Annotated in this window: 19 protein-coding genes and 1 pseudogene; 4 read left to right on the top strand and 16 right to left on the bottom strand. The window is 70.4% G+C overall.

Going from position 1 to position 20646, the window contains the following annotated elements; all coding sequences use genetic code 11:
• Nucleotides 1–14 precede the first annotated feature (14 nt).
• The gene (locus tag EP757_RS19115; RefSeq protein ID WP_127547908.1) at nucleotides 15–404 is read right to left on the bottom strand and encodes a hypothetical protein; all 390 of its coding nucleotides are present in this window, start codon (nucleotides 402–404) and stop codon (nucleotides 15–17) included.
• A 206-nt stretch (nucleotides 405–610) separates the two neighbouring features.
• Here EP757_RS19115 and acnA point away from each other — a divergent pair, with 206 nt between their 5' ends.
• Entirely contained in the window at nucleotides 611–3382 is a 2772-nt protein-coding gene (acnA, locus tag EP757_RS19110) for an aconitate hydratase AcnA (RefSeq protein ID WP_370457840.1), read from the top strand.
• 29 nt (nucleotides 3383–3411) lie between these two features.
• Here the strand turns inward: acnA and EP757_RS19105 are convergent, their stop codons facing one another.
• The gene (locus EP757_RS19105) at nucleotides 3412–4206 is read right to left on the bottom strand and encodes a tetratricopeptide repeat protein (RefSeq protein WP_127547904.1); all 795 of its coding nucleotides are present in this window, start codon (nucleotides 4204–4206) and stop codon (nucleotides 3412–3414) included.
• Between the two features lie 831 nt (nucleotides 4207–5037).
• Between EP757_RS19105 and EP757_RS19095 the strand changes: the two genes are divergently transcribed.
• Nucleotides 5038–5709, top strand: coding sequence for a hypothetical protein (locus tag EP757_RS19095; protein ID WP_127547902.1), 672 nt, complete (start codon nucleotides 5038–5040; stop codon nucleotides 5707–5709).
• A gap of 40 nt (nucleotides 5710–5749) precedes the next feature.
• Here EP757_RS19095 and EP757_RS19090 read toward each other — a convergent pair.
• A pseudogene (locus EP757_RS19090) lies at nucleotides 5750–6598 on the bottom strand (IS5 family transposase); the annotation flags it as partial.
• A 568-nt stretch (nucleotides 6599–7166) separates the two neighbouring features.
• On the opposite strand from EP757_RS19090, the gene EP757_RS19075 reads away from it, so the two are divergent.
• Nucleotides 7167–7412 (top strand): DUF2630 family protein, encoded by a 246-nt coding sequence (locus EP757_RS19075; RefSeq protein ID WP_127547900.1) that lies wholly within the window; start codon nucleotides 7167–7169, stop codon nucleotides 7410–7412.
• A gap of 61 nt (nucleotides 7413–7473) precedes the next feature.
• On the opposite strand, the gene EP757_RS19070 is transcribed toward EP757_RS19075, so the two are convergent.
• Both EP757_RS19070 and EP757_RS19065 read right to left on the bottom strand, forming a co-directional pair.
• The gene (locus tag EP757_RS19070; RefSeq protein ID WP_370457839.1) at nucleotides 7474–8373 is read right to left on the bottom strand and encodes a serine protein kinase RIO; all 900 of its coding nucleotides are present in this window, start codon (nucleotides 8371–8373) and stop codon (nucleotides 7474–7476) included.
• Between the two features lie 150 nt (nucleotides 8374–8523).
• Nucleotides 8524–9171: an HAD family hydrolase gene (locus EP757_RS19065; protein WP_127547898.1), complete on the bottom strand. Its 648-nt coding sequence runs from the start codon at nucleotides 9169–9171 to the stop codon at nucleotides 8524–8526.
• 163 nt (nucleotides 9172–9334) lie between these two features.
• On the opposite strand from EP757_RS19065, the gene EP757_RS19060 reads away from it, so the two are divergent.
• Nucleotides 9335–9913 carry a TetR/AcrR family transcriptional regulator gene (locus EP757_RS19060; RefSeq protein WP_127547896.1) on the top strand — a complete coding sequence of 193 codons (579 nt, stop codon included), beginning with the start codon at nucleotides 9335–9337 and terminating at the stop codon, nucleotides 9911–9913.
• A 25-nt stretch (nucleotides 9914–9938) separates the two neighbouring features.
• On the opposite strand, the gene EP757_RS19055 is transcribed toward EP757_RS19060, so the two are convergent.
• Genes EP757_RS19055 through EP757_RS19005 form a run of 11 tightly spaced genes read right to left on the bottom strand, consistent with a single transcriptional unit; the run spans nucleotide 9939 to nucleotide 20646 of the window.
• Nucleotides 9939–10847: an ATP/GTP-binding protein gene (locus EP757_RS19055; protein ID WP_127547894.1), complete on the bottom strand. Its 909-nt coding sequence runs from the start codon at nucleotides 10845–10847 to the stop codon at nucleotides 9939–9941.
• Complete coding sequence (locus EP757_RS19050) at nucleotides 10841–11413, bottom strand: hypothetical protein (RefSeq protein WP_127547892.1); 573 nt, start codon at nucleotides 11411–11413, stop codon at nucleotides 10841–10843. Before EP757_RS19050 ends, EP757_RS19055 begins: the two co-directional genes overlap by 7 nt.
• A 17-nt stretch (nucleotides 11414–11430) precedes the next feature.
• The gene (locus EP757_RS19045) at nucleotides 11431–15111 is read right to left on the bottom strand and encodes a LysM peptidoglycan-binding domain-containing protein (protein WP_127547890.1); all 3681 of its coding nucleotides are present in this window, start codon (nucleotides 15109–15111) and stop codon (nucleotides 11431–11433) included.
• Between the two features lie 26 nt (nucleotides 15112–15137).
• Nucleotides 15138–15545 carry a pilus assembly protein TadG-related protein gene (locus EP757_RS19040; RefSeq protein ID WP_127547888.1) on the bottom strand — a complete coding sequence of 136 codons (408 nt, stop codon included), beginning with the start codon at nucleotides 15543–15545 and terminating at the stop codon, nucleotides 15138–15140.
• Entirely contained in the window at nucleotides 15542–15976 is a 435-nt protein-coding gene (locus EP757_RS19035; RefSeq protein WP_127547886.1) for a TadE family protein, read from the bottom strand. Before EP757_RS19035 ends, EP757_RS19040 begins: the two co-directional genes overlap by 4 nt.
• Entirely contained in the window at nucleotides 15973–16404 is a 432-nt protein-coding gene (locus EP757_RS19030) for a TadE family protein (protein ID WP_232050568.1), read from the bottom strand. The genes EP757_RS19035 and EP757_RS19030 overlap by 4 nt, the downstream gene beginning before the upstream one ends.
• Nucleotides 16404–16601: a hypothetical protein gene (locus tag EP757_RS19025; RefSeq protein ID WP_127547884.1), complete on the bottom strand. Its 198-nt coding sequence runs from the start codon at nucleotides 16599–16601 to the stop codon at nucleotides 16404–16406. Before EP757_RS19025 ends, EP757_RS19030 begins: the two co-directional genes overlap by 1 nt.
• 26 nt (nucleotides 16602–16627) lie before the next feature.
• On the bottom strand, nucleotides 16628–17482 hold the full coding sequence (locus EP757_RS19020; RefSeq protein WP_127547882.1) for a type II secretion system F family protein: 855 nt from the start codon (nucleotides 17480–17482) through the stop codon (nucleotides 16628–16630).
• Nucleotides 17479–18375: a type II secretion system F family protein gene (locus EP757_RS19015; RefSeq protein WP_127547880.1), complete on the bottom strand. Its 897-nt coding sequence runs from the start codon at nucleotides 18373–18375 to the stop codon at nucleotides 17479–17481. The genes EP757_RS19020 and EP757_RS19015 overlap by 4 nt, the downstream gene beginning before the upstream one ends.
• On the bottom strand, nucleotides 18372–19856 hold the full coding sequence (locus EP757_RS19010; protein WP_127547878.1) for a CpaF family protein: 1485 nt from the start codon (nucleotides 19854–19856) through the stop codon (nucleotides 18372–18374). Before EP757_RS19010 ends, EP757_RS19015 begins: the two co-directional genes overlap by 4 nt.
• On the bottom strand, nucleotides 19849–20646 hold the full coding sequence (locus EP757_RS19005; protein WP_127547876.1) for a ParA family protein: 798 nt from the start codon (nucleotides 20644–20646) through the stop codon (nucleotides 19849–19851). The genes EP757_RS19010 and EP757_RS19005 overlap by 8 nt, the downstream gene beginning before the upstream one ends.

Genomic DNA, 20646 nt, shown 5'->3' with positions numbered 1-20646 from the left:
TCGCACCGGAATGCTCAGCGCGTGGCGATGACCGTGGTGATCAGCGGGCCGTCCGCGCCGTTCCGGATCAGGTAGCGGTAGCGCTCGCCGGGCACCGCGTGGCCCTCGTCGTCGAGGTACTCCCATTCGACGGCGACCATGGTGAGCGCCCCGGAGAGCCGGTGCACCTCGTAGAGCTGAGCGTGCGCCGCCACGATCCGGTTCTCCCGGTAGGCGGGCGCCGCCCCGAGGAAGGAGAGCGCCACCGCGGCCGGCGTGCTGAACGTGAAACTGTAGGAATCGGAGACGACGAGGCCGGGCAGCGCATGGCAACCGGCGATCGCTGCGACATCGCCTGTCGTCAGCGCCGCGCCGTACCGGCTGAAGAAGTCGGTGAGCTCGTCCGTGTCCGCTGGTGCCGTCATCGGGCGGGGATGCCCATCGATCGTCGGCACCAAACCTGCGACTTACTGACAGGATCAGGCAGTGAGACCCCGCCTTGCGATGGCTAGCAAGACGGACGTACGGTTTACCAAAGACGCCAACCGAGAGTTAGGCATACCTAACCCGAAGGTCGCCCTTTCGGTGCGAAAGACTTGACTTCCAGTCGCTGGGTGTGAAGGAGAAGACGGTGGCCAGCCTCGACACCTTTGGTGCGAAGAGCGAGCTGCGCGTCGGAGACGCGAGCTACGAGATTTTCACGATCGACAAGGTGAAGGGGCACGATCGCCTGCCCTACTCCTTGAAGATCCTCCTGGAGAACCTGCTGCGCACTGAGGACGGCGCGAACATCACCGCCGACCACATCAACGCGCTCGGCAGCTGGGATCAGAACGCCGACCCGAGTGTCGAGATCCAGTTCACCCCGGCACGGGTGCTGATGCAGGACTTCACCGGTGTTCCCTGCGTGGTCGACCTGGCCACCATGCGTGAGGCGGTCAAGGACCTCGGTGGCGACCCCACCAAGGTCAACCCGCTCGCGCCGGCCGAGCTGGTCATCGACCACTCGGTCATCGCCGACCTGTTCGGCCGCGAGGACGCGTTCCAGCGCAACGTCGAGCTGGAGTACCAGCGCAACCGGGAGCGCTACCAGTTCCTGCGCTGGGGACAGACCGCGTTCAACGAGTTCAAGGTCGTCCCGCCCGGCACCGGCATCGTGCACCAGGTGAACATCGAGTTCCTGGCGCGGACGATCATGGAGCGCAACGGTCAGGCGTACCCGGACACCGTGGTCGGCACCGACTCGCACACCACCATGGTCAACGGCCTGGGCGTGCTGGGCTGGGGCGTCGGCGGCATCGAGGCCGAGGCCGCGATGCTCGGCCAGCCGGTCAGCATGCTGATCCCGCGCGTCGTCGGCTTCAAGCTCTCCGGTGAGGCGCCGGCCGGCACCACCGCGACCGACCTCGTCCTCACGATCACCGAGATGCTGCGCAAGCACGGCGTGGTCAGCAAGTTCGTCGAGTTCTACGGCCCCGGCGTCAGCGCCGTCCCGCTGGCGAACCGCGCCACCATCGGCAACATGTCGCCGGAGTACGGCTCGACCGTCGCGATCTTCCCGATCGACGACCAGACGATCGACTACCTTCGCCTCACCGGCCGGAGCGAGGCCGAAGTCTCCCTGGTGGAGGCCTACGCCAAGCGCCAGGGCCTCTGGCTCGACCCGAACGCCGAGCCGGACTACTCCGAGAAGCTCGAGCTCGACCTGTCGACGATCGTCCCGTCCCTCGCGGGCCCGAAGCGTCCCCAGGACCGGGTCATCCTCAGCGAGGCCAAGCAGGGCTTCCGCGGCGCGCTCGGCAACTACGTGACGCCGCACGGCCACGCTGACGAGGCGAGCGAGGAGTCGTTCCCGGCTTCCGACGCACCCGCCAACGGCGTGTCGGACGAATCGGATAAACCGCACCTCTTCTCTGCCGCCATCGGCTCGACGGGCCGGGTTTCCAAGCCCACCCGCGTCAAGGGCGACGACGGGGTCGAATACGAGCTCGACCACGGCGCCGTCGTCATCGCCGCCATCACGTCCTGCACGAACACCTCGAACCCGCAGGTCATGATCGGCGCCGCGCTGCTCGCCAAGAAGGCCGTCGAGAAGGGCCTGACCCGCAAGCCGTGGGTCAAGACCACCCTGGCGCCCGGCTCCAAGGTCGTCTCCGACTACTACGACCGGTCCGGTCTCACTCCCTACCTGGACAAGATCGGCTTCAACCTGGTCGGCTACGGCTGCACCACCTGCATCGGCAACTCCGGCCCGCTGCCCGAGGAGGTCTCGGCGGCGATCAACGAGGCCGACCTGACCGCGGTCTCCGTCCTCTCCGGCAACCGGAACTTTGAGGGCCGGATCAACCCGGACGTCAAGATGAACTACCTGGCGTCGCCGCCGCTGGTCGTCGCGTACGCCCTGGCCGGCTCGATGGACATCGACATCACCACCGAGCCGCTCGGCACCGGCTCGGACGGCAATCCGGTGTTCCTGAACGACATCTGGCCGTCCGCGCAGGAGATCGACGAGGTCATCGCGCAGGCCATCGGCGCCGAGGGCTTCTCCACCGCCTACCAGGACGTCTTCGCCGGCGACGAGCAGTGGCAGTCGCTGCCCACCCCGACCGGTGACACGTTCGCCTGGGCGGAGGAGTCGACGTACGTCCGGAAGCCCCCGTACTTCGAGGGCATGCAGGCCGACCCGTCGCCGGTGACCGACATCTCCGGCGCCCGCGTGCTGGCGAAGCTCGGCGACTCGGTCACCACCGACCACATCTCGCCGGCCAGCTCGATCAAGGCCGACTCCCCGGCCGGCAAGTACCTCGCCGAGCACGGCGTCCCGCGCGCCGAGTTCAACAGCTACGGCTCGCGCCGCGGCAACCACGAGGTCATGATCCGTGGCACGTTCGCCAACATCCGGCTGCGCAACCAGCTGCTGGACGGTGTCGAGGGTGGCTTCACGCTGAACCACCTGACCGGCGAGCAGACCACGATCTTCGACGCCAGCGTCGCCTACCAGGAGGCCGGCATTCCGCTGGTGATCCTGGCCGGCAAGGAGTACGGCTCCGGCTCGTCCCGTGACTGGGCCGCGAAGGGCACCATGCTCCTCGGTGTCCGCGCCGTCATCGCCGAGAGCTACGAGCGCATCCACCGCTCGAACCTGATCGGCATGGGCGTGCTCCCGCTGCAGTTCCCGCAGGGGCAGAACGCCGAGTCGCTGGGCCTGACCGGCACCGAGACGTTCTCGTTCGCCGGCGTCACCGCGCTCAACGACGGCACCACCCCGCGCACCGTGAAGGTCACCACTGACACCGGCGTCGAGTTCGACGCGGTCGTCCGGATCGACACCCCCGGTGAGGCGGACTACTACCGCAACGGCGGCATCCTGCAGTACGTCCTCCGCAAGATGCTCCGCAGCTGATCTCCCGTTCTACCGGAAGCCCCGTCTCGTCATGAGGCGGGGCTTCCGCATTCCGCCTCCTCGGCGGCCTCGTCGGCGGCCGCGTGCGCCTCCTGCTCCCGTCCCACCCGGTCCAGGAACACGGCGTGCCTCCTCAGCGCCTTCGCCAGTTCCTCGGTGGCCGTCCGCCGCCGGTGCGCCACACATTCGGCGCTGAACTCCACGGCGTCCGCCCACCGTCCCAGCTCGGACAGCCGATCCGCGTGGTCACTGAGCGACTGCCCCAGCCGCGCGTCCGCCCCGGGATCCGCGTCGGCGAGCTTCCGCCACATGTCCAGAGCCCGCTCGCTGATCACCACGGCTTCGGCGTGCTCCCCGGCCTCGGCCATCCCGGAAGCCAGATCGGACAGTCCGCGCGCCAGAGCCGTCTCCGGGTGAGCCTCCACGATCGCCGTGGCCTTCCGTTCGGCATCCCGCGCCTCCCCGATCCGCCCGGCCTGCACCAGCCGGTTGGCGAGCGCCACCAGCGCGGTGGCGAGCAGCTGCGCCCGATCCGGCGCCGCCCACGCCAGCGTCGCGGCTTCCTCGGCCAGCGTCAGCGCCTCCCCGTGCCGTCCCAGCCCGGCGAGATACCCCGACTGATCGGCGAGGGCGCGCACCAGAACCGGCTCGGCCCCCTTGACCCGATCGTCCGCGAGCACCCGCAGGGCCCGCACAGCGTCCTCCCCGAGAGCAGCCGCAGCCGGGCCGTCCCCACCCCGGAACGCCCGCGCCGCCTCATCAACGACCTCAACAGCCCGGGCCACCGGACCACCAGCCTGCCGCAGCTTCCGCATCCAACCCACGCCGAAAATCTAAAAACACCGATCAAGCCCGCGCCATCCGGGGTGCCCAAAAAGCAAACAAAGATCAAATTCCTGTCGCACCGGGGCGGTCGGTCCCGGCCGCAGCTCACGCCGAGGGCCCGGCATTCCTCGCTGGCCGCTACGCGTCCATAACGCGAGCACACACCGCGCGACCTGCGAAAATGGTCGCGCCCTCCCCCTATCAGTCCCCACCTGCAATCTTGAAGATTCCGTCCCCCTCCATCCACGATCCTCAGGAGCCACCCGCCCCCTCCATCCGCGATCTTGGAGAGTCGGCGAGCCCCTAACGCCTCGTCATGCGGCCTTGAACGGGTGATCCGGGCGGCAAATCGTGGAGTTACGTCGCGCATCTGGTCCCGGGGCCGGCGGCGTGGTCGTGCCAGCGGATGCAGTCGCGATCGCGGCGTCCTGTTCGGCGTATGTCCGGTGGTCAGCACCGTTGGGGGGTGAAGTAGCGCAGGGCGGCGAACTCGGCCCCGATCCAGTTCAGCCAGAAACTGCATCAGATACAGGTTCCGGCTGGACAGCGGCGGAAGGTGAAACTCAGCCGAGCGTTTCCGATCGTGGTCACGCGGCCGACGTCAATCAGATGGTCACGCAGCTTCGTCAAGGATCAGCCGGAAAATGGCCGGCCGAGGAACCGGGGTTCACACCGGACGATAGCGGAGGGCCTCTTTCACCATTCCATAGCCAGCCCGCCCATTTTCCACCCAGCCTGATCAACCCCCACGGAACGACAAATCCCGCCGCAGCAAACGCACTCCCCGAATCCCGCCGACCACCTGTGACAGCCGGCCCCTCACCCACGCCGTGACGCTCAAGCCCGCCCTGACCTCGGCTCGCGGCCTGGCTCTCACACGCGGCCTGCCCCAGGTTCGCGGCCTGGCCCTCACACGCAGCCTGCCCCAGGTTCGCGGCCTGGCCCTCAGACGCAGCCTGCCCCAGGTTCGCGGCCTGGCCCTCACACGCGGCCTGCCCCATGTTCGCGGCCCGGCCCTCACGCGAAGCCTCCCCGTCAGGCGCGCCCTGCCCCCGGCTCTCACCTTCGGCCGCGCCCCGGCACTGACCTTCGCCTGCACCTCGGCTTCGGCCCGCACCTTGGTTTTCCGTTGCACCTCGGCTTTCGCCTGCATCTTGGCTTTCGTGCGCACCTTGGCTTTCGTGCGCACCTCGGCTTTCGCCCGCACCTCGGCTTTCGCCCGCGTCCGGGCCCTTGCTCGCAGCCTGCTCCTCAGCCTCGCGCAACTGCCGCATCCGCCGGCCATGGCGCTGCAGCAAACCCCACGACCGATGCCGCTCATGCTCCCGCCGAAACGCCTCGCCCTCCTCCGAATAATTGCGACGCAGCGTCCTGTCCCGCAAATGCCTCGTGGGAAACAACGCCAGCTGCGCCATATCTCGATTCTCCGCACCGCACCCGCAACAGACGACGAAAGCCGCGCGAATTTCAGATCAATAAAACATTCGAATCGCGCTGGATGATCCGTCGATCCTGTCACTCAGTGAGTGTTTGAAAGGACTGTTATCCGGGTGTGCTGGGCATCCGGCGGGTTTGTCGGGTCGCGGGCCGGCCGCGATCGAGGCGGCGGATCATCGTGTTGATCGCAGCCCAGCGGATCAAGGCCTCAGAGACGGCGGGATCGCGTTCGTAGTCGCGGGCCAGGCGCCGGTGGGCGGTGAGCCAGGCGAGGCTGCGCTCGACCACCCACCGTTTCGGGTGCACGACGAATCCGTGCTGGTCAGCTGGTTTGCGGACGATCTCGACTGTGGTGTCGAGCGTGTGCGCGGCCCAGTCGACCAGCCGGCCGGCGAAGCCCTGATCGGCGAACACATGCCGGATCGGGGTGAACAGATAGGTACTGAGCAGGGTCGTCTTCGCGCCGTCGCGATCCTGCCAGGACGCCGACATCACGCAGACCACCATGAGCAGGCCGAGGGTGTCGGTGACGATGAACCGCTTACGGCCGTTGATCTTCTTTCCCGCGTCGTAGCCGCGGCTGTCGCTGCTGACGGTGTCGGCTGCCTTGACCGACTGGGAGTCCATGACACCGGCCGAGGCCTGCGCCTCGCGGCCCTCGGCCAGCCGCAACTGCTCTCGTAACTCCTCGAGGATCCGCTCGGTGACCTGGCGTTTCTCCCACTGCTGGAACTGCCAGTACACGGTCTGCCAGGGCGGGAAATCAACCGGCAGTTGACGCCAGGAGCAACCACTGCGGACTACGTACAAGATCGCGTCGACGATCGCTCGGCGCGGATGCTTCGGGATCCGCCCTGGCGACTTGATCAACGGAAGCATCGGCTCGACAAGATCCCACTGCTCATCGGTCAGGTCAGACGGATACCGCCGCTCACGCTCCACCAAGCCAGCATCAGACCGCTTCCGCCGAGCCCAAGGACACGCCGTGCGACAGCACTTTCAAACACTCACTCACTCAAACCTCTCGAGACGATTTAGCAGTGCCTCGTCATGCGACCTTGAACGGGTGACCCGGATGACGGATCTTGGACTCGGTTGCGTATTCGGGTTTCGGGCGGGCTCGCGGATTGCGCCAGCAGACCTGGTTGTTCTGGCAGCAGGCCCGGGATACAGGTCGAGACCGGCGATCATGTGCCGGACGCCATGGTCACGTGATAGGTCGCCCGCAGCCGGACCGGCCGGCCCTGCCACCGGCTCGCGGGTGGTCGAAGAGATCGAGGATCGCTCGCATCTTCGACGAGTCGGCGAGCCCTTTCGGTGACCTTGGAGATTGCCCGCGACCTTGGAGGGTTGGCGAGCCGACGCGAGTGCAGCTCACGGTGCGGCCGGCCGTGGGCTGGCGCTGCCGGCGAGCGTTCTCCGGGCGACGACCCACGACCAGGGCAGGGTGAGGGGGTGGGCATGGCGGGGAACACGGTGGGCGGTGGCTACCAAACGGGCGCTGGGTGAATAGGCTTCAGGAATGGATGACAAGACTGTGCTGGGCCGGATCCACGGCCTGGTCGAGGAGGAGCACGAGCTCCGCCAGCAGCTAAGCCAGGGCAAGATCTCTTCGGATGAGGAGCACACCCGGCTCAAGGAGCTCGAAGAGTCGCTGGATCAGTGCTGGGATCTGCTTCGCCGGCGGCGGGCTGCTCGCACGGCCGGGAACGACCCGGACGGCGAGCAGGCCCACTCCGTCAGTGAGGTGGAGAGCTACCTGCAGTGACGCGGTCCCGGTCGCGGCCGCCGTGGACTCGGCGGCCGCGGGCCGGGAACGGGTCGCCGCGTCAGCGGAGGCCTGCCTCGTAGTGGAGGCGTTCGATCAGGGTCTCCGGGTCTACGTCGACGCCTCGGGAGCGAAACCACGCGGCCACGTTGGTGACGTCGCGGGCGATGAACTCGCCACCGCGCGGGTTGGCGATCACGTCGACGATCTGGGGCAGGTCGATCAGGACGAGGCGTCCGTCGTGGACCAGGGTGTTGTACGGCGACAGGTCACCGTGAGCCACCTGCGCCCGCGCCAGCACCGATAGGGCATCGGTCATCTGCCGCCACAGATCGGTCAGCTCGTCGTGGCCGGCCCGGACCTGCGCCAGCCGAGGGGCTGCCTCACCGGTCTTCCAGTCGCCGACGAATTCCAGCATGACTTCGGTGCCGATGAGCTGGACCGGGTACGGAACGGAGACCAGCCCGCTCTCCTGGCCGATCTGCCACAGCCGGCCGAGAGCGTCGAACTCGGCCGCCGCCCACTGCCCGGCGATCATCTCCTTGCCGAACGATGTGCGGTTCGTCATGGCCCGCATCTCCCGGGAGCGGCGGACCCGGCGGCCTTCCAGGTAGCCGGCGTCACGGTGGAACAGCCGGTGCTCGCCGTCCCGATACCGCTTGGCGGCGATCATCGAGGTGGCGCCGGTCGTCGGGTTGGACCGGCGTACGAGGAAGACGTCCGCTTCCTTGCCGGTTTTCAGGATGCCGAGCTCGGTGTCGACAGCACCGTACTCGGTGAGCACCCAATCGGGCCGCGGCTCAGGGCCGTGCAGTGCGCCGTCCCAGGTGGACCAGCGGTCGCCGACCTCGGGCAGATCGGGGTCTTCCTGCAGGACCGGTTCGAGCCGGCCGCGCTTCAGGAAGTTGGAATCGTCGTCGTCGAACTTGCGGCGTCCACGCCGCATCGAGTGCTCGCGCACTGGAGGGTCTCCTCGGAGAAAGAAGTAAGCAGGGAAGACTGGACGGCAGGCATGACAAAGACAGCCATGGTGTCCACACCTCCTTCTCTCTCGAAAAAACCAACGCGCACGACTCTCGCGGAGAATGAGCAGCCGCGCAACCTATTTAAATCAGCGCGTCGCCATGATCGCCGAGATGCCCTGGATCACGTTGCCGACCACCTTCGTCGGGGCGAATCTGTTGTCCACCCACTCCCGGCCGCGGTGCAGCCACACGCTCGGCAGGCCCATCGCCGCGGCGCCGCCGATGTCCGCCTCCGGGCTGTCGCCGACCACCCACGCGCCGGCGAGCCGCATCCGGACCCGCTGGGCGGCGAGCGCGAAGATCCGCGGGTTGGGTTTGCTCACCCCGCACTGCTCCGAGATCACCCAGTCGGCGACATAGCGGTCCAGCCCGGTACGCCGGATGCGCGCCTCCTGCTGCTCGGCCGAGCCGTTCGTGACGACCACCGGGATCAGCCCGGCGTCACCGGCGATCTCCAGCGCGCAGCCCACCATCGGATCGAGCCGCTCGAACGCCTGCGGTCCGGTGTTGAGCTCGTCGACCAGATCGATGGTCGGCACTCGTAGCTGGTAGCGGTCCTGGATCAGGTCGGCGAGGTCCCACCGGGAGGTGAGCCCGTCGGCGTCGACCGAGACCAGCCAGTCCAGGTCTTCCTGGGGCGCGGCGATCTCGTCGAGAAAGCCTTTGGCCCACAGACGGAAGGCACCGCCGCGATCAAGCAGGGTGTCGTCCAGAGCGAGGAAGACGAGAGGCACCCGGGCACCTTACGTGAGACGGGACAGAAGCGAACAGTCCAGGAGTGTTAACAAAACCCTGACAGGATGACGAAATTCGCATCATCCGATCAGGGGACGCAGGGCCATAGGAAGCCGTACGTACGGATTGCAAAGCCCCGCCGCCCCGTGACACGATCAGCGCGTGCCTCGGGTTAGTCAGGACCAGCTGGACGCGCGCCGCCACGAGATCCTCACCGCGGCCCGTGCGTGCTTCGCGCGGTTCGGGTACGAAGGAGCCACCGTCCGCCGCCTCGAAGAGGCGACAGGGATGTCCCGTGGGGCGATTTTCCACCATTTTCGTGACAAGGAATCGCTCTTCCTCGCAGTGGCCGAGGACGACGCCGCCACGATGGTGGAGACGGTCGCCCGCAACGGCCTCGTCCAGGTCATGCGCGACCTTCTGGAGCGGGCCGGCAGCAGCGAGGGCGACACGGCCGGCTGGCTGGGGACGCAGCTCGAGGTGGCACACCGTCTCCGGACCGACCCGGCTTTCGCGAAACGCTGGTCCGAGCGCGCGGCTGCCATCGCCGACGCCACCCGTGAGCGGCTCGAACGGCAGCGGGACGCCGGCGTGCTGCGGCAGGACGTACCGGTGGAGGTCCTGACCCAATTCCTGGAGCTGGCGTACGACGGCCTGGTGCTGCACCTGGCCACCGGCCGTCCCCCGGGCGAGCTGACCCGGGTGCTGGACCTGGTCGAGGAGGCGGTCCGGCGCCGCTGAGATCAGCGACGCCGGGACCTGCGGACTAGGACCTCACCACCTGCAACTCGTCGATCGTGATGTCGGTGGACGCCTGCCGGAAGACGGTGCTGGACCCTTCGGCGCCGCCGCCGACCACCCACCAGTCGATGGTCCAGGTCGTCGTGACGGTGACCGTGTACTCGCCGGTCTTGGCGTAGCGGTGGCCGCAGTCCGGATCGTCGGCCAGCCCGAACTCCCGCTTGTAGGCCACGCCCGGCGAACCGGTCGTGCACGTCTCGCCGTCGCCCCACCACCATTTCGCGCTGCTGACCTCGGCACGGGCCGTGACGGCGAGGCCCGGTACGGACGCCGTGCGCTCCACCGGACCCCACGCGGCCGCGCGATTCGTCACCCAGGTCCAGACCGGCAGGCCGACCAGCCCGGCGCCGTTGGTCCGCGGCGCGATGCCGATCGCCGGCTTCCCCATCGGGATGGCCCGCATGGCCCGGGCCGCCAGCTCCTCCGGCGTGATCGTGCCGGGCTGACCGGGCGGCGGGGTGGCCCGCCACACCAGGAAGCCCATGATGTCGCCGAAGCAGCGCTGCCGGTAGACCGAGCCGTCACCGGGCTCGTGCCCCTCCCACGCCTCGTCGCCGGCCGGCGGCTGCGGGGACTCGAGGACGTAGTAGCAGCCGTCGCTCTCGTTGAAGTAGCCCCAGCCGTCCTGCGTGCACGGGAAGCGCTGGCCGTCGTAGTAGCACGGCGCCGTCCCGCTGCTGCCGCCCCCATCGCCGCCGTCGCCGTCGCCACCGCTGCCGGGGCCGCCCGGGGTCTCCGCCTCGATCCAGCAGTACGACCCGTCCGGAGTGCACACCTGCTTGCCGTCGGCCCACGCCGCCGGCATGGCGACCAGGCCCGCGGCGAGAGCGCCGGCCATCAGCAGCGCGGCCCGCCGCGCCCACCGGGTCAGCACGGCCGCTCCCAGTAGCCCTTGGTGCCGTCGATGTACCACTTGCCGCTCACCTGTTTGGCGGTGCTCACGACCAGGTACCGCGGTGGCTGACCGCTCGGTGCGGGCTGTGGCTTCCCCGTCTTCTTCGAGGTCAGTACGGCACTGCTCGGGTCGATGCAGTCCTCGATGGTGGCCGTCGGCGTCCGGTCGTCGAGGTTCAGCTCGGTGATCTCCGGGTCGCCCTTGCTCTCGGTCCGGCCCTTGACCACGAAGCCGGCCTTGGCCATCGAGCCGATGCTGTTGCGGATCTGTCCCAGCAGGGGCTCTGCGACGTACGAGGCAAGGTCCTTGGCTTTGGGGTCGCCCTTGTTCTGAGCGGCCGCCACCACGCGCTGATAGTCGGCGTAAGCGGTCCGCACACCCTTCATCGCGGCGGCCTCGGCCTCGTCCACCGTGGGCGCCGGCGACGCGGACGTGGCCGGCGGCGCTGTCGGCAGCGGCACGGACGGCTCGTCCTGCTGGCAACCGGTCAGCGTGACCACCACCGTGGCGGCCAGCCCTGCGGCTGCGACATTGCGAAAACGCACTCGATCCTCCCAATCGCCTAATTCGCCGAGGTGGCCGCGAGCAGATCCGGCATCAGCTGCCGCAGCCAGTTGTAGGTGTCCGGAGTCAGCTCCTCGGGCACCTCGGCCTCCCTGGCCTGCAGCAGCTCACCGAAGAGGTTGCGCAGCTCGGCGGTGCGCCGGTCCAGGTGAAGAGCGCGCATCAGATCGATCCACGGCGCGTCGTCGCCGCGGTCCGGATCGGCGAGCCACGCCCGCTGCACCGCCCAGCGCACCCCTGCCGTGTCGCCGGCGTCCAGGTACAGCTCGGCGAGCTGGTGCGCGGTGTCCACGACCGCCGAGGTCAGGTGGCCGGGGTAGATCTCGGACTCGGCCAGCCAGGTGAACGGGTTGCGCGCGCCGGCGCTGTAGGCACGGTCGGCGCCCTCCAGGGGTACGCCGCGGACCAGTTCCAGCGCGGCCCGCAGATCCTTGACCCCGGCCGGGCCGTGCACCTCGCCACGGCTGCGTAGCCTCCGGAACAGATGCCAGTCCAGCAGGTATCCGGGCCGCAGCCGGTAGAGCCGGTCCGAGCCCATCTCCGGCAGCCACGGCTCGCCGTCCGGTGTCTCGCCGAGCCAGCGCCGAGCCCGGGTGATCGCGACCCGGCGGCTGGCGTCCTTCACGTTCTGGTCCGGCCAGAGCGCCTCACTCAGCTGGTCACCGGTCGCGCCACGGGCGCCGCGCTGTGCCAGGTAGACGATGATCTCGGCGTGGAAGCGGCGGCGCTGATCCGGCGCCGGCCCGGGCGCTTCCACGTCGACCGGTCCCAGCACGCCGACCCGGGGACGCTCGCCGTCGCTCTGCAGCCAGGCGCGCAGATCCGCGTCGAGGTCCGGGTCGGAACGCCGGGACCGCTGCCGGATGGCGGCCGGCTCGGCCTTGTGCGTGACGAGAGCGGGGATCGCCACGATCGGATCCGGCCTGTTCGGATCCGGCCTGTTCGGATCCGGCCTGTTCGGATCCGGCCTGTTCGGATCCGGCCTGTTCGGATCCGGCCTGTTCGGATCCGGCCTGTTCGGATCCGGCCTGTTCGGATCCGGCCTGTTCGGATCCGGGCTCTCCTGCACCTCGGGCGCGACGCTCGCCGGCTCACTGTGGAACAGCCGCAGCACCGCCCCCGCCGCATCGGTGTCCTGCGCCCACTGCTCCGGTTCCGCCGCGGCCGGCGCCGGCTCGTCGGTCGCCGCCCGGGTCTGCGCCATGATCTCGGCGAGCGGTTCGAGCTCGGCGACCGGCAATCCCGCCGCTTGGAAGAGCAGATCCCCTTCCGGTACGCCGAGACCGAGCCGCACAGCGCCGTCCACCTCGACCATCAGCTCGTGCGGTCGCTCGCCTCCGGTCCAGTCGGTCGCCGCGAACGCGACGGCACAGCGGCCGGCGGCGCCGAGTTCGGTGGCCAGCCGTTCCAGCGCGGCGATGTCGGCCGGGCCCGGCGCGGACACCAGCAGCACCTGCGGCGCCCAGGCCTCACCGAGGTCGGTGACCCGTCCGGCCAGCGTGTCCGGCACACCGGCCGCGGCCAGCGTGGACGCCACCGTGGCGGCGCGGCGACGCAGCCGGTCGGCCGCTTCGGACACGGAGGAGACCGCTCGTACCCGATCCGGGTTGAGCGCGACCAGCAACTCCGTCTCCCGGGCAGGGAAACCGGCCAGCACGATCTCCACCTCGTCCGACCAGGTGTTACAGGCCAGCTCGCAGGCGAGATAGCGCAGCAGCGCCTCGGCCCGGGCCGGGTCGCCGCCGATCGCGAGCCCGCCGAGACGTTCCAGGTCGATCAGCAGATGCCGTCCCGGCTGCGAACCGACCGTCACCAGCGTGGGAAGCGGCGCGAGCACCCCCTCGGTGGCGGGCAGCGCGGCACTGCCGGGCAGCGTCCAGTTCGAGCCGTCGGCGATCCACGGCGCGGGCGGCGCCGGGCACGGCTCGCTCAGCACCAGCGTGACGCTCTGATCGACGATCCAGGTGGCGGCGATGTCCGGCAGCGCCTCCCCGCGCTCACCGAGCGCGGCCGTGAGCAGCCGCAGCGCCCGGTCGAGCCGGTCCACGTCGGCCGGCTGCTCGGCCACCCGCAGCGCCGTCTCGGTGGCTCCGCCCCGCGGATGCGGCAACCTGCGCCCCGGCCGCCGATGCTGCCGCTGCCGCTGCCGCCGTCTGAGGACCCCAGCCAGGAGCAGAGCACTGAGCAGCCCGGCCCCGGCGAGCGAGCCGGCGACAACGCCGGCGCTGACCTCATCCCCACCCTGCTCGTCCTGCTCCGCCGTCCCGGCCGCGTTCTCCGCCGCCGATGCCTCCGCCGACGACGACCCGGCTGTGGCCGACGGCGACCCGGCTGTGGCCGACGGCGACCCGGCTGTGGCTGACGGTTCGGCCGTCGCTGATGACGCGGCGGAAGCTGATGACGCGGCGGAAGCGGACGGCTTGACGGACGCGGACGGCGTAGAAGGAGAAGGTGCGGCGGTCGAAGGAGCGGTTGCCTGGGCGGAAGCCTTCGCCGGCGGCTTTTCGGATGCTGCTTCCGGTTTGTCCCGCGAGGAGCCTTCCCGCCCGGTGGCCGGCCCCATCACGGCACCGTCCTTCCCGGCCGTGTCCTTCCCGGCCGTGTCCTTCCCCGCCTCGGTCTTTCCCGCCGTGTCCTTCCCGGCCTCGGTCTTTCCCGCCGCGTCTTTCTCCGGCGCTGCTGTCTTCGCGGCGGGCGCCGCGCGTTCGGTGGTCACTGCGCCGTTCGCGTGGGCTCGGACGCCTCGATCGACCGCGTCGGCCGGCAGGGTGATCTTCCAGTTGCGTTCGATGTGGTCGGGGAAGCGGGCGTCGCGCCGTTCCAGGTCCGGGTTGGCGCGGGCGATCTCCGGGTAGCGTTCCTCGTCGCCCAGGAAGCGTTCCGCGATGTCGGCGAGTCGATCGCCGCGGGCTACGACGTACGAGGAAGGCTCCTCCGCCGCGGCCTTGACGATCGGCACCCGGAGCGTCCAGCCGGCGTAGACCCGCATGGTCCCCGGCTGCATGGCCCGGCCGTCCGGCTGCGTGCGCCCGTAGTTGGCGTCGGCGAGACGCTGCGGCGACAGGCCGTGGCGTTCCGCGATGTCGAGCAGGCTCTCCCCGCGTTCGACCTGGACTTCCAGGTAGGAACCGGCGGCCTGCGCGACGACCGGCGCCGGCTGTTGCCGCTGCTGCTGGACGGCGGCGACGGCGGCCGAGGCGCTGGGCATGGTCACCGACGCGGAGGCGAGCGCCGGCGCGCCGAGAGCCCCGATGATCGCGGCGGCGAGTACGGCGGCGGCCCGCTGCTGCATCCGCATGCCCCGGATCGGGCGGGTGCTGCGCGGCACCCGGCCGTGCCGCCGGGCGCTGAGCTGCGCGCCGAACTCGACCAGGAACGCGCCGACGAACGTGATCCAGGCCCAGGTCGCGAAGACCAGCGCGATCCAGCTGACAGCGGTGAGCGTCTGCAGGAACAGTTCGCCGTCGTCCGGCCCGGACACCGCCTGCCACAGCGACGTCCCCGCGGACCCCGGGTCGGCGGCGGCGTCGGAGAACCAGCCGGCGATGCCCGGCAGCGGGTTGCCGGTGGCCCAGATCAGCAGTACCGGCAACGCGCCGATCAGCGCCACCACGAGCAGGGCGGCGACAGCGGTGAGCAGCTGCCCGATGCGGCTGTCGGAGGATGCGGGGCGTGCCACAGGCTGCTCCCTTTCCGGAGGGGTCGTTATCGCACGACGACGAGGTTGGCGGTGGCCTGACCGGTCACCGTCGCGCCGGAGACGCCGAACGCGCCGAGGAAGACGGGATTCCAGGCGACCTGGACGTTGACGATGAGGCTGCGCGGGTCGCCGGTGCTGGTCACCGAGCCGGTGACGCCGTCGAGCCGGCCCAGGTAGGCGGCCGCCGCTCCCCTGGCCGCCCGCAGGTCGACGACCTTCTCGCCGCCCTCGATGGCCTGACCGGCGTTGATCGCCTGCCCGGCGGCGCGGGCCGCCTCGGCGGCGATGTTGTCGGCGCGCTGCAGGGCACGGATCTTCCCGCCGCCGTCGACGACCAGCCCGATCATGGCGAGGTAGGCGGGGGCCAGGATGGCGAAGAAGATCGCGATCCGGCCGTCGTCGCGGCGCGTCATCCACGCCCCCGGTAGGTGTCGAGCGGCGAGGTGAACGTCCCGGTCAGCCTGGTGCGGAGCGGGATACCGGGCAGACCGAGATCGCTGCCGTCGACGGTGCAGGACACCCGGGCGCTGACCGTGCCGGCCTCGCCGGGATCCTTGTCGAATTCCGACGCGTTGATGGACACGTCCCGGGACCGGCAGCTCAGGCCGAGCGACCCGAGGGTGGACAGCCCGGCCGACCGCCCGGTGGATCGGGCGGCGCCCTCGGTGCGGGCGATCGACGCGGTCCGGGCGGCGTCGAACGCTGCCGCGTCCACTGCCTGCCGGGCGAGGGTCACCCGGCCGGCGTAGACGGTCAGGGCGACCAGGCCGAGGATGACGGGCGCGAGGATGGCCAGCTCCACCGAGGCGGAGCCGGCATCACGGCGGCGGCGAAGAGACATCATGGCTGGGTCACCCGTTCCACCGGCCCGTGCGCGGTCCGGCGTATCGAGAAGGACAGTCCCGGGATCAGCGCGACGGCCCGGCCGGTCACCGTGACGGTGACGGCGGTGCCACTGCGGCCGACCGTGACGTTCTGGTTGGTCAGCCCGGTTCCGGCGGCGGCCAGGAACTGCCGCGCCTGCCGGTCACCGGCGCCGGCGCTGGAGTGGTAGCCACGGGCGGCGTTCACTCCCTGGGTGGCGGCGCCCAGCGCGATCGACTGGGCGTGGAAGACGAACCCGGCCTGCAGCACGATGAACCCGAGCACCAGCATCGGCCCGGCGATGATGGCGAACTCCACCGGGCTGGCGCCACGATCGCCCGGACCGAGCCGGTCGCCCAGCACGCGGCGGGGCAACCGGCCGGCTCGGCGGAGAAGACGGCGGACCACTACTGCGGGATCCGCGCGGCCCAGTTGTTCGCGATGGTGGCGATCAGCGTGGCGACGGCAAGTGCCGCCGCTGCGACCAGCGCCACGATGATCGCCGTGGAGACCGGGCTGTCGCCCCGCTCGCGTTCCGCAGGGTCGGTCAGGGCGCCCCAACGCGCCGCGACGGCGGTGTAGCAGGTGAGCAGGAAGTGGGACATGTTTTCCTCCCGTGGATGGTGCGCGGTTACTGGGCGAGCACCCGGCTTAGGAACGGATAGCCCATGAGCACGAGCAGGATGAGGATCAGGGCGGACGCGGGGATGTCGAGCTTGTTGGTACGCACCTCGGCCTCGGCGAGAGCCTGCGTACGCAGCTGGTCACGCAATGAGTCGGCGCGGGCCCGCAGCGTCCGGTAGACGTTGGCGCCCTCACTGCCGGCGGTGCGCATGATGTCGGCCAGGTCGCCGAGTTCGATCACTTCGATGTCCCGGGAGAGCACCTTCAGCTCGTCCCAAGGAGCGCGCAGCTGCAGCTCGGCACTGAGCAGAGCCTCGCGGATCCGGGTGAAGACCCAGCCCTGGCACACCGAAGCCGCCCGGCTCAGCGACTCGACCGGGCCGTGCCCGCCGAGCACCTGGTGGGCCGAGAGGTCGAGGTAGGTGCACATGGCCCGGGTGAACTCGCCACGGGCGGTCTGCGCTTTGGTGATCACGTCCCGGTGCGCCAGCCACACCGACACCGCGGCGACGAGCACGCTGCCGGCGAACGGCAGCGTTGCCGGGACCGGCAGCCGCAGCACCAGGACGGCGACACCGAAGAGCATCGGGATCAGCAGGCCGAAGAGGGCCGACAACCCGAGCGTCAGCCAATAGGTGTCGGGACTGCGGTCGAGCAGGCGCAGGTCCGCGTACGGAACCCGGAAGTGACGTTTGAGCGAGCCCATCGTGTCCCGGCCCGGAGCGATGCCGGCCACCGGGTGCAGGCGGCGCAGCGCCGGGCCGAGGGCGGGCGGCGCCGGGACGAGCTGGGTCAGGAGCAGGAACAGTCCGAGGGCGACGAGCGAGCCGACCAGCACCACGACGATCAGCTGCGTGCTCATGCGTTCACCACCTCGGCGTCGATCGGGGGCAGCAGGCGCGCCCGCTCCGGCGGCAGGCTGAGGTTGCGGACCATGCGCATCAGGAAGATGTAGAAGCCGGTCAGGAAGAGCAGCAGCATCTGGCCGGTGAACGTGCCGAACGGCTTCAGATAGGTCGGATTGAGCAGCCCGAGCGCGAGCAGCCCGGCGGTCATCATGGTCAGGAACTTCACCGCGAAGCGCGGCCCGGCTCGTTTCGCGTCGACGGTGCTGCGCATCTCGACCTCGGCGGCGATCGAGCGGGAGATGTCGGTGAGGACCTCGTGCAGTCCCTCGCTGCGGTCGCTCACGTGCAGCATCAGCGGGGCCACCACCTGATCGGCGGTGTAGTCGTCCAAATCGTCGGCGAACTGGCGGAGCGCGAGGACCGGTTCGGTGCCGGACTGCATGCGCGCTGCCAGGTCGGCTACCTCACGGGCGATGAGCTGCGGCGGCGACGCGTTCGTGGCGACGATCGCCTGCTGCAGGCCGATGCCGCGGGCCACGATGTCGGCGAGGCGGCGGGTCCAGGCCTCGACGGCTTCGAGGCGGGCCAGGGCGCGGCGTTCCATCCGGCCGGAGTTGAAGAGCCAGGGCAGGCCCGGCACCGCCACGCCGACGATCAGGCCGGCCGCCGGCCAGCCGGTGATCAGCCAGGCCGCGGCGCCGGCCACGACCGCGCCGATCATCATGGTCTGCCGGGCGCGCTGCTCCCGGCGGTTCCGGCTGGGCCCGGTCCACCAGCGGCGCAGCCGGCGGGCGGCGGCGGACGGCGGGCCGGGCGGTTTCGTGGTGCCGGCGACGCCGACGACGCCGAGGATCGCGCCGCCGATGGCGAGCATCGCGGCGAACACGGCGGCCAGGTCGAGGATCATGCGAGCCTCGCGATCCGGTGCAGCTCGTGGGTCCACGCGCCGCGGTTGTTCTCGCCCTGCTGGGCGTACGCGGTGAGGATCCGGGGGTCGTAGCCGACCCGCCGCAGCGCGTCCCGGACCCGCTCGGGCATGTTGCGCGGCACCGCCCGGCCGTCCGGCCCGGGCCCGAACACGGTGGTGGTGACCAGCTGGTCGTCGACCATGCCGTGCACTTCCACGATCTCCGAGACGTACCGGAGCTTGCGTCCGCCGAGCTTCGTCTCGTCCTCGACGGTCAGGTAGAGGATCAGGTCGATGGCGCCGGCCGCCATCCGACGGGCCAGGTCGGCCTTCATCTCGGCGCCGTGCTGCAGGGCCAGCTCGATGACCCGGTCCATGACCGAGCGCGGGTCGCGGGCGTGGATCGTGCACATCGAGCCCTTGCTGGTGGCCATCGCCTGCAGCATGGGCACGATCTCGCGGGAGCGGACCTCGCCGACGATGATCCGCTGCACCGACATCCGCAGGGTCAGCGGGATCAGGTCGGCGATGGTGACCTCACCGGCGGGCCGGCCGTCGGCGCCGCGCGCGCCGTGGCCCTCGCGCGCTTCCAGGCTCATCGCCCACGGGTGCGCGCCGGTGGAGTGCAGGCCGAGCTCGCGGCTCTCCTCCAGGACAACGAACTGTTCCTTCTCCGGGATCTCCCCGGCCAGGGCGCGCAGCATCGTGGTCTTCCCGGCGTCGGCCAGCCCGGCGACCATGATGTTCAGCCCGGCGGCCATCGCGGCCTTGAGGAACTGGCAGAGCAGGTCGTCGATCGCGCCGTACTTATCGCGCAGATCCTCCAGGGTGACCTGCATGAGGGTGTGCCGCCGGATGGTGACGTAGGGCCGCACCGACACCTGGTAGACGACGGTGAGCCGGCTGCCGTCCGGCAGCTGCATGTCCAGCCACGGCTTGGTGGAGGAGAGCGAGCGTTCGGTGGCGCCGGCCCGCATGGCCAGCACCTGCAGCATCGACACCAGGTCCTCGTCGGTGTCGGCGACCGGATCGCCGAAGGTGATCCGCCCGTCGGTGTGCTCGATCCGGACCCGGTCGCAGCCGAGGATGTGGATGTTGACGATGTCCGGGCGGTCGAGCAGCAGCTGCAGCCGGCCGACACCGAACATGTCGGCGGCGACCGCGTCGAGCAGCGCCGCCTCCTCGGCCGGGGTGACCGGCTCGCCGGCCTGCATCCGGGCGTCGACGTGCTCCCGGACCATCCGCGACGCGATCCGCTCACCCTCGGCCTGCCGGTACTCCAGCGAGACGTTCGTGAGGTCGCGCAGCTTCTCGGTGAGTTCCTTGCTCACCTGGGTGCGCAGCGTCCGGACGGCGGCATAGTCCACACCGGGACGGCGAGGCTCGTCGATGGTCACGGTGCTGCCGCCGGCTGCGGCTCGGTGATTCCCATTCCCATTCGGGGGTACGGGCGGAAGCTGCCGCACCGAGACCTCAGCCATGCCGGACCTCCTGGCCGATGTTGAGCTGGGCCCGCCGGCGTGCGATCGCCTGCGCGACGGTGTCCTCCGCCGCGGCGGCCGCCCGCAGCAGGGAGGCGTTGCCGCGCAGCCGGCCGCCGTCGCTGAGCACCGCGGCGGTGCGCTTGTCGTACGGCAGCTCGGCGATCAGCGGCAGCTGCAGCCGCTGCTGGATCTCGGCGGACCGGTAGGGGCCGTCGCCGACCAGCACCAGGCCCAGCGACCCGGTGCCGCGGCCGTTCTCGGTGAGGTCCCGGCGCAGCTGGGTGGCGGCCGGCATCGCCGGTGAGATGGTCCGCAGCGAGGTGGCGGCGACGACCAGCAGCACCAGGTCGGCGCGTTGCAGCAGCGGCCACGGCGTGGCGGCGCTGGACAGCCGGCCGCAGTCGGCGATCACGTCGTGCCCGGGTTCGCCCTCCTCCAGCCCGGCGAAGAATGCGGTGAGCCGGTCCCAGGTCGGCCGGACCGTGCCGGCCTGCACCGGGTCGGCGATGCCGGGCAGCAGGAGCCGGCGGCCGGGCTGCTTGCCGTCCAGGTCGATGATCTGGTTCGGGAACTCGGTGGCGGCGGTGCCGCGCAGCTCGGCGACGGCCAGCTGCAGCAGACCCATCGGCTCGATCTCCAGCGCGCTCAGGTAGCCGGCGAGCACGCTGCCGCCGGCCGGGTCGCACTCGGCCAGCAGCGCCGGGCGCTGCCAGGACAGCGCGCAGGCCAGGGCGGTGGTGGTGACGCCGGGTGAGCCCTTGGCCGACACCATCGCGATGATCGCCAT

The organism is Actinoplanes sp. OR16 (assembly GCF_004001265.1).
Classification (GTDB): domain Bacteria; phylum Actinomycetota; class Actinomycetes; order Mycobacteriales; family Micromonosporaceae; genus Actinoplanes.
The sequence above is the reverse complement of the archived record's forward strand: the minus strand, read 5'-3'. Positions and strand labels throughout refer to the sequence as shown.

Bases quoted from the DNA above. Each gene is read 5' to 3' on its own strand.
- EP757_RS19010 (WP_127547878.1), bottom strand. From the start codon at position 19,856: ATGGCTGAGGTCTCGGTGCGGCAGCTTCCGCCCGTACCCCCGAATGGG.
- EP757_RS19025 (WP_127547884.1), bottom strand. From the start codon at position 16,601: ATGTCCCACTTCCTGCTCACCTGCTACACCGCCGTCGCGGCGCGTTGG.
- EP757_RS19005 (WP_127547876.1), bottom strand. From the start codon at position 20,646: ATGGCGATCATCGCGATGGTGTCGGCCAAGGGCTCACCCGGCGTCACC.
- EP757_RS19075 (WP_127547900.1), top strand. From the start codon at position 7,167: ATGGATGACAAGACTGTGCTGGGCCGGATCCACGGCCTGGTCGAGGAG.
- EP757_RS19015 (WP_127547880.1), bottom strand. From the start codon at position 18,375: ATGATCCTCGACCTGGCCGCCGTGTTCGCCGCGATGCTCGCCATCGGC.
- EP757_RS19035 (WP_127547886.1), bottom strand. From the start codon at position 15,976: ATGATGTCTCTTCGCCGCCGCCGTGATGCCGGCTCCGCCTCGGTGGAG.
- EP757_RS19020 (WP_127547882.1), bottom strand. From the start codon at position 17,482: ATGAGCACGCAGCTGATCGTCGTGGTGCTGGTCGGCTCGCTCGTCGCC.
- EP757_RS19040 (WP_127547888.1), bottom strand. From the start codon at position 15,545: ATGACGCGCCGCGACGACGGCCGGATCGCGATCTTCTTCGCCATCCTG.
- EP757_RS19115 (WP_127547908.1), bottom strand. From the start codon at position 404: ATGACGGCACCAGCGGACACGGACGAGCTCACCGACTTCTTCAGCCGG.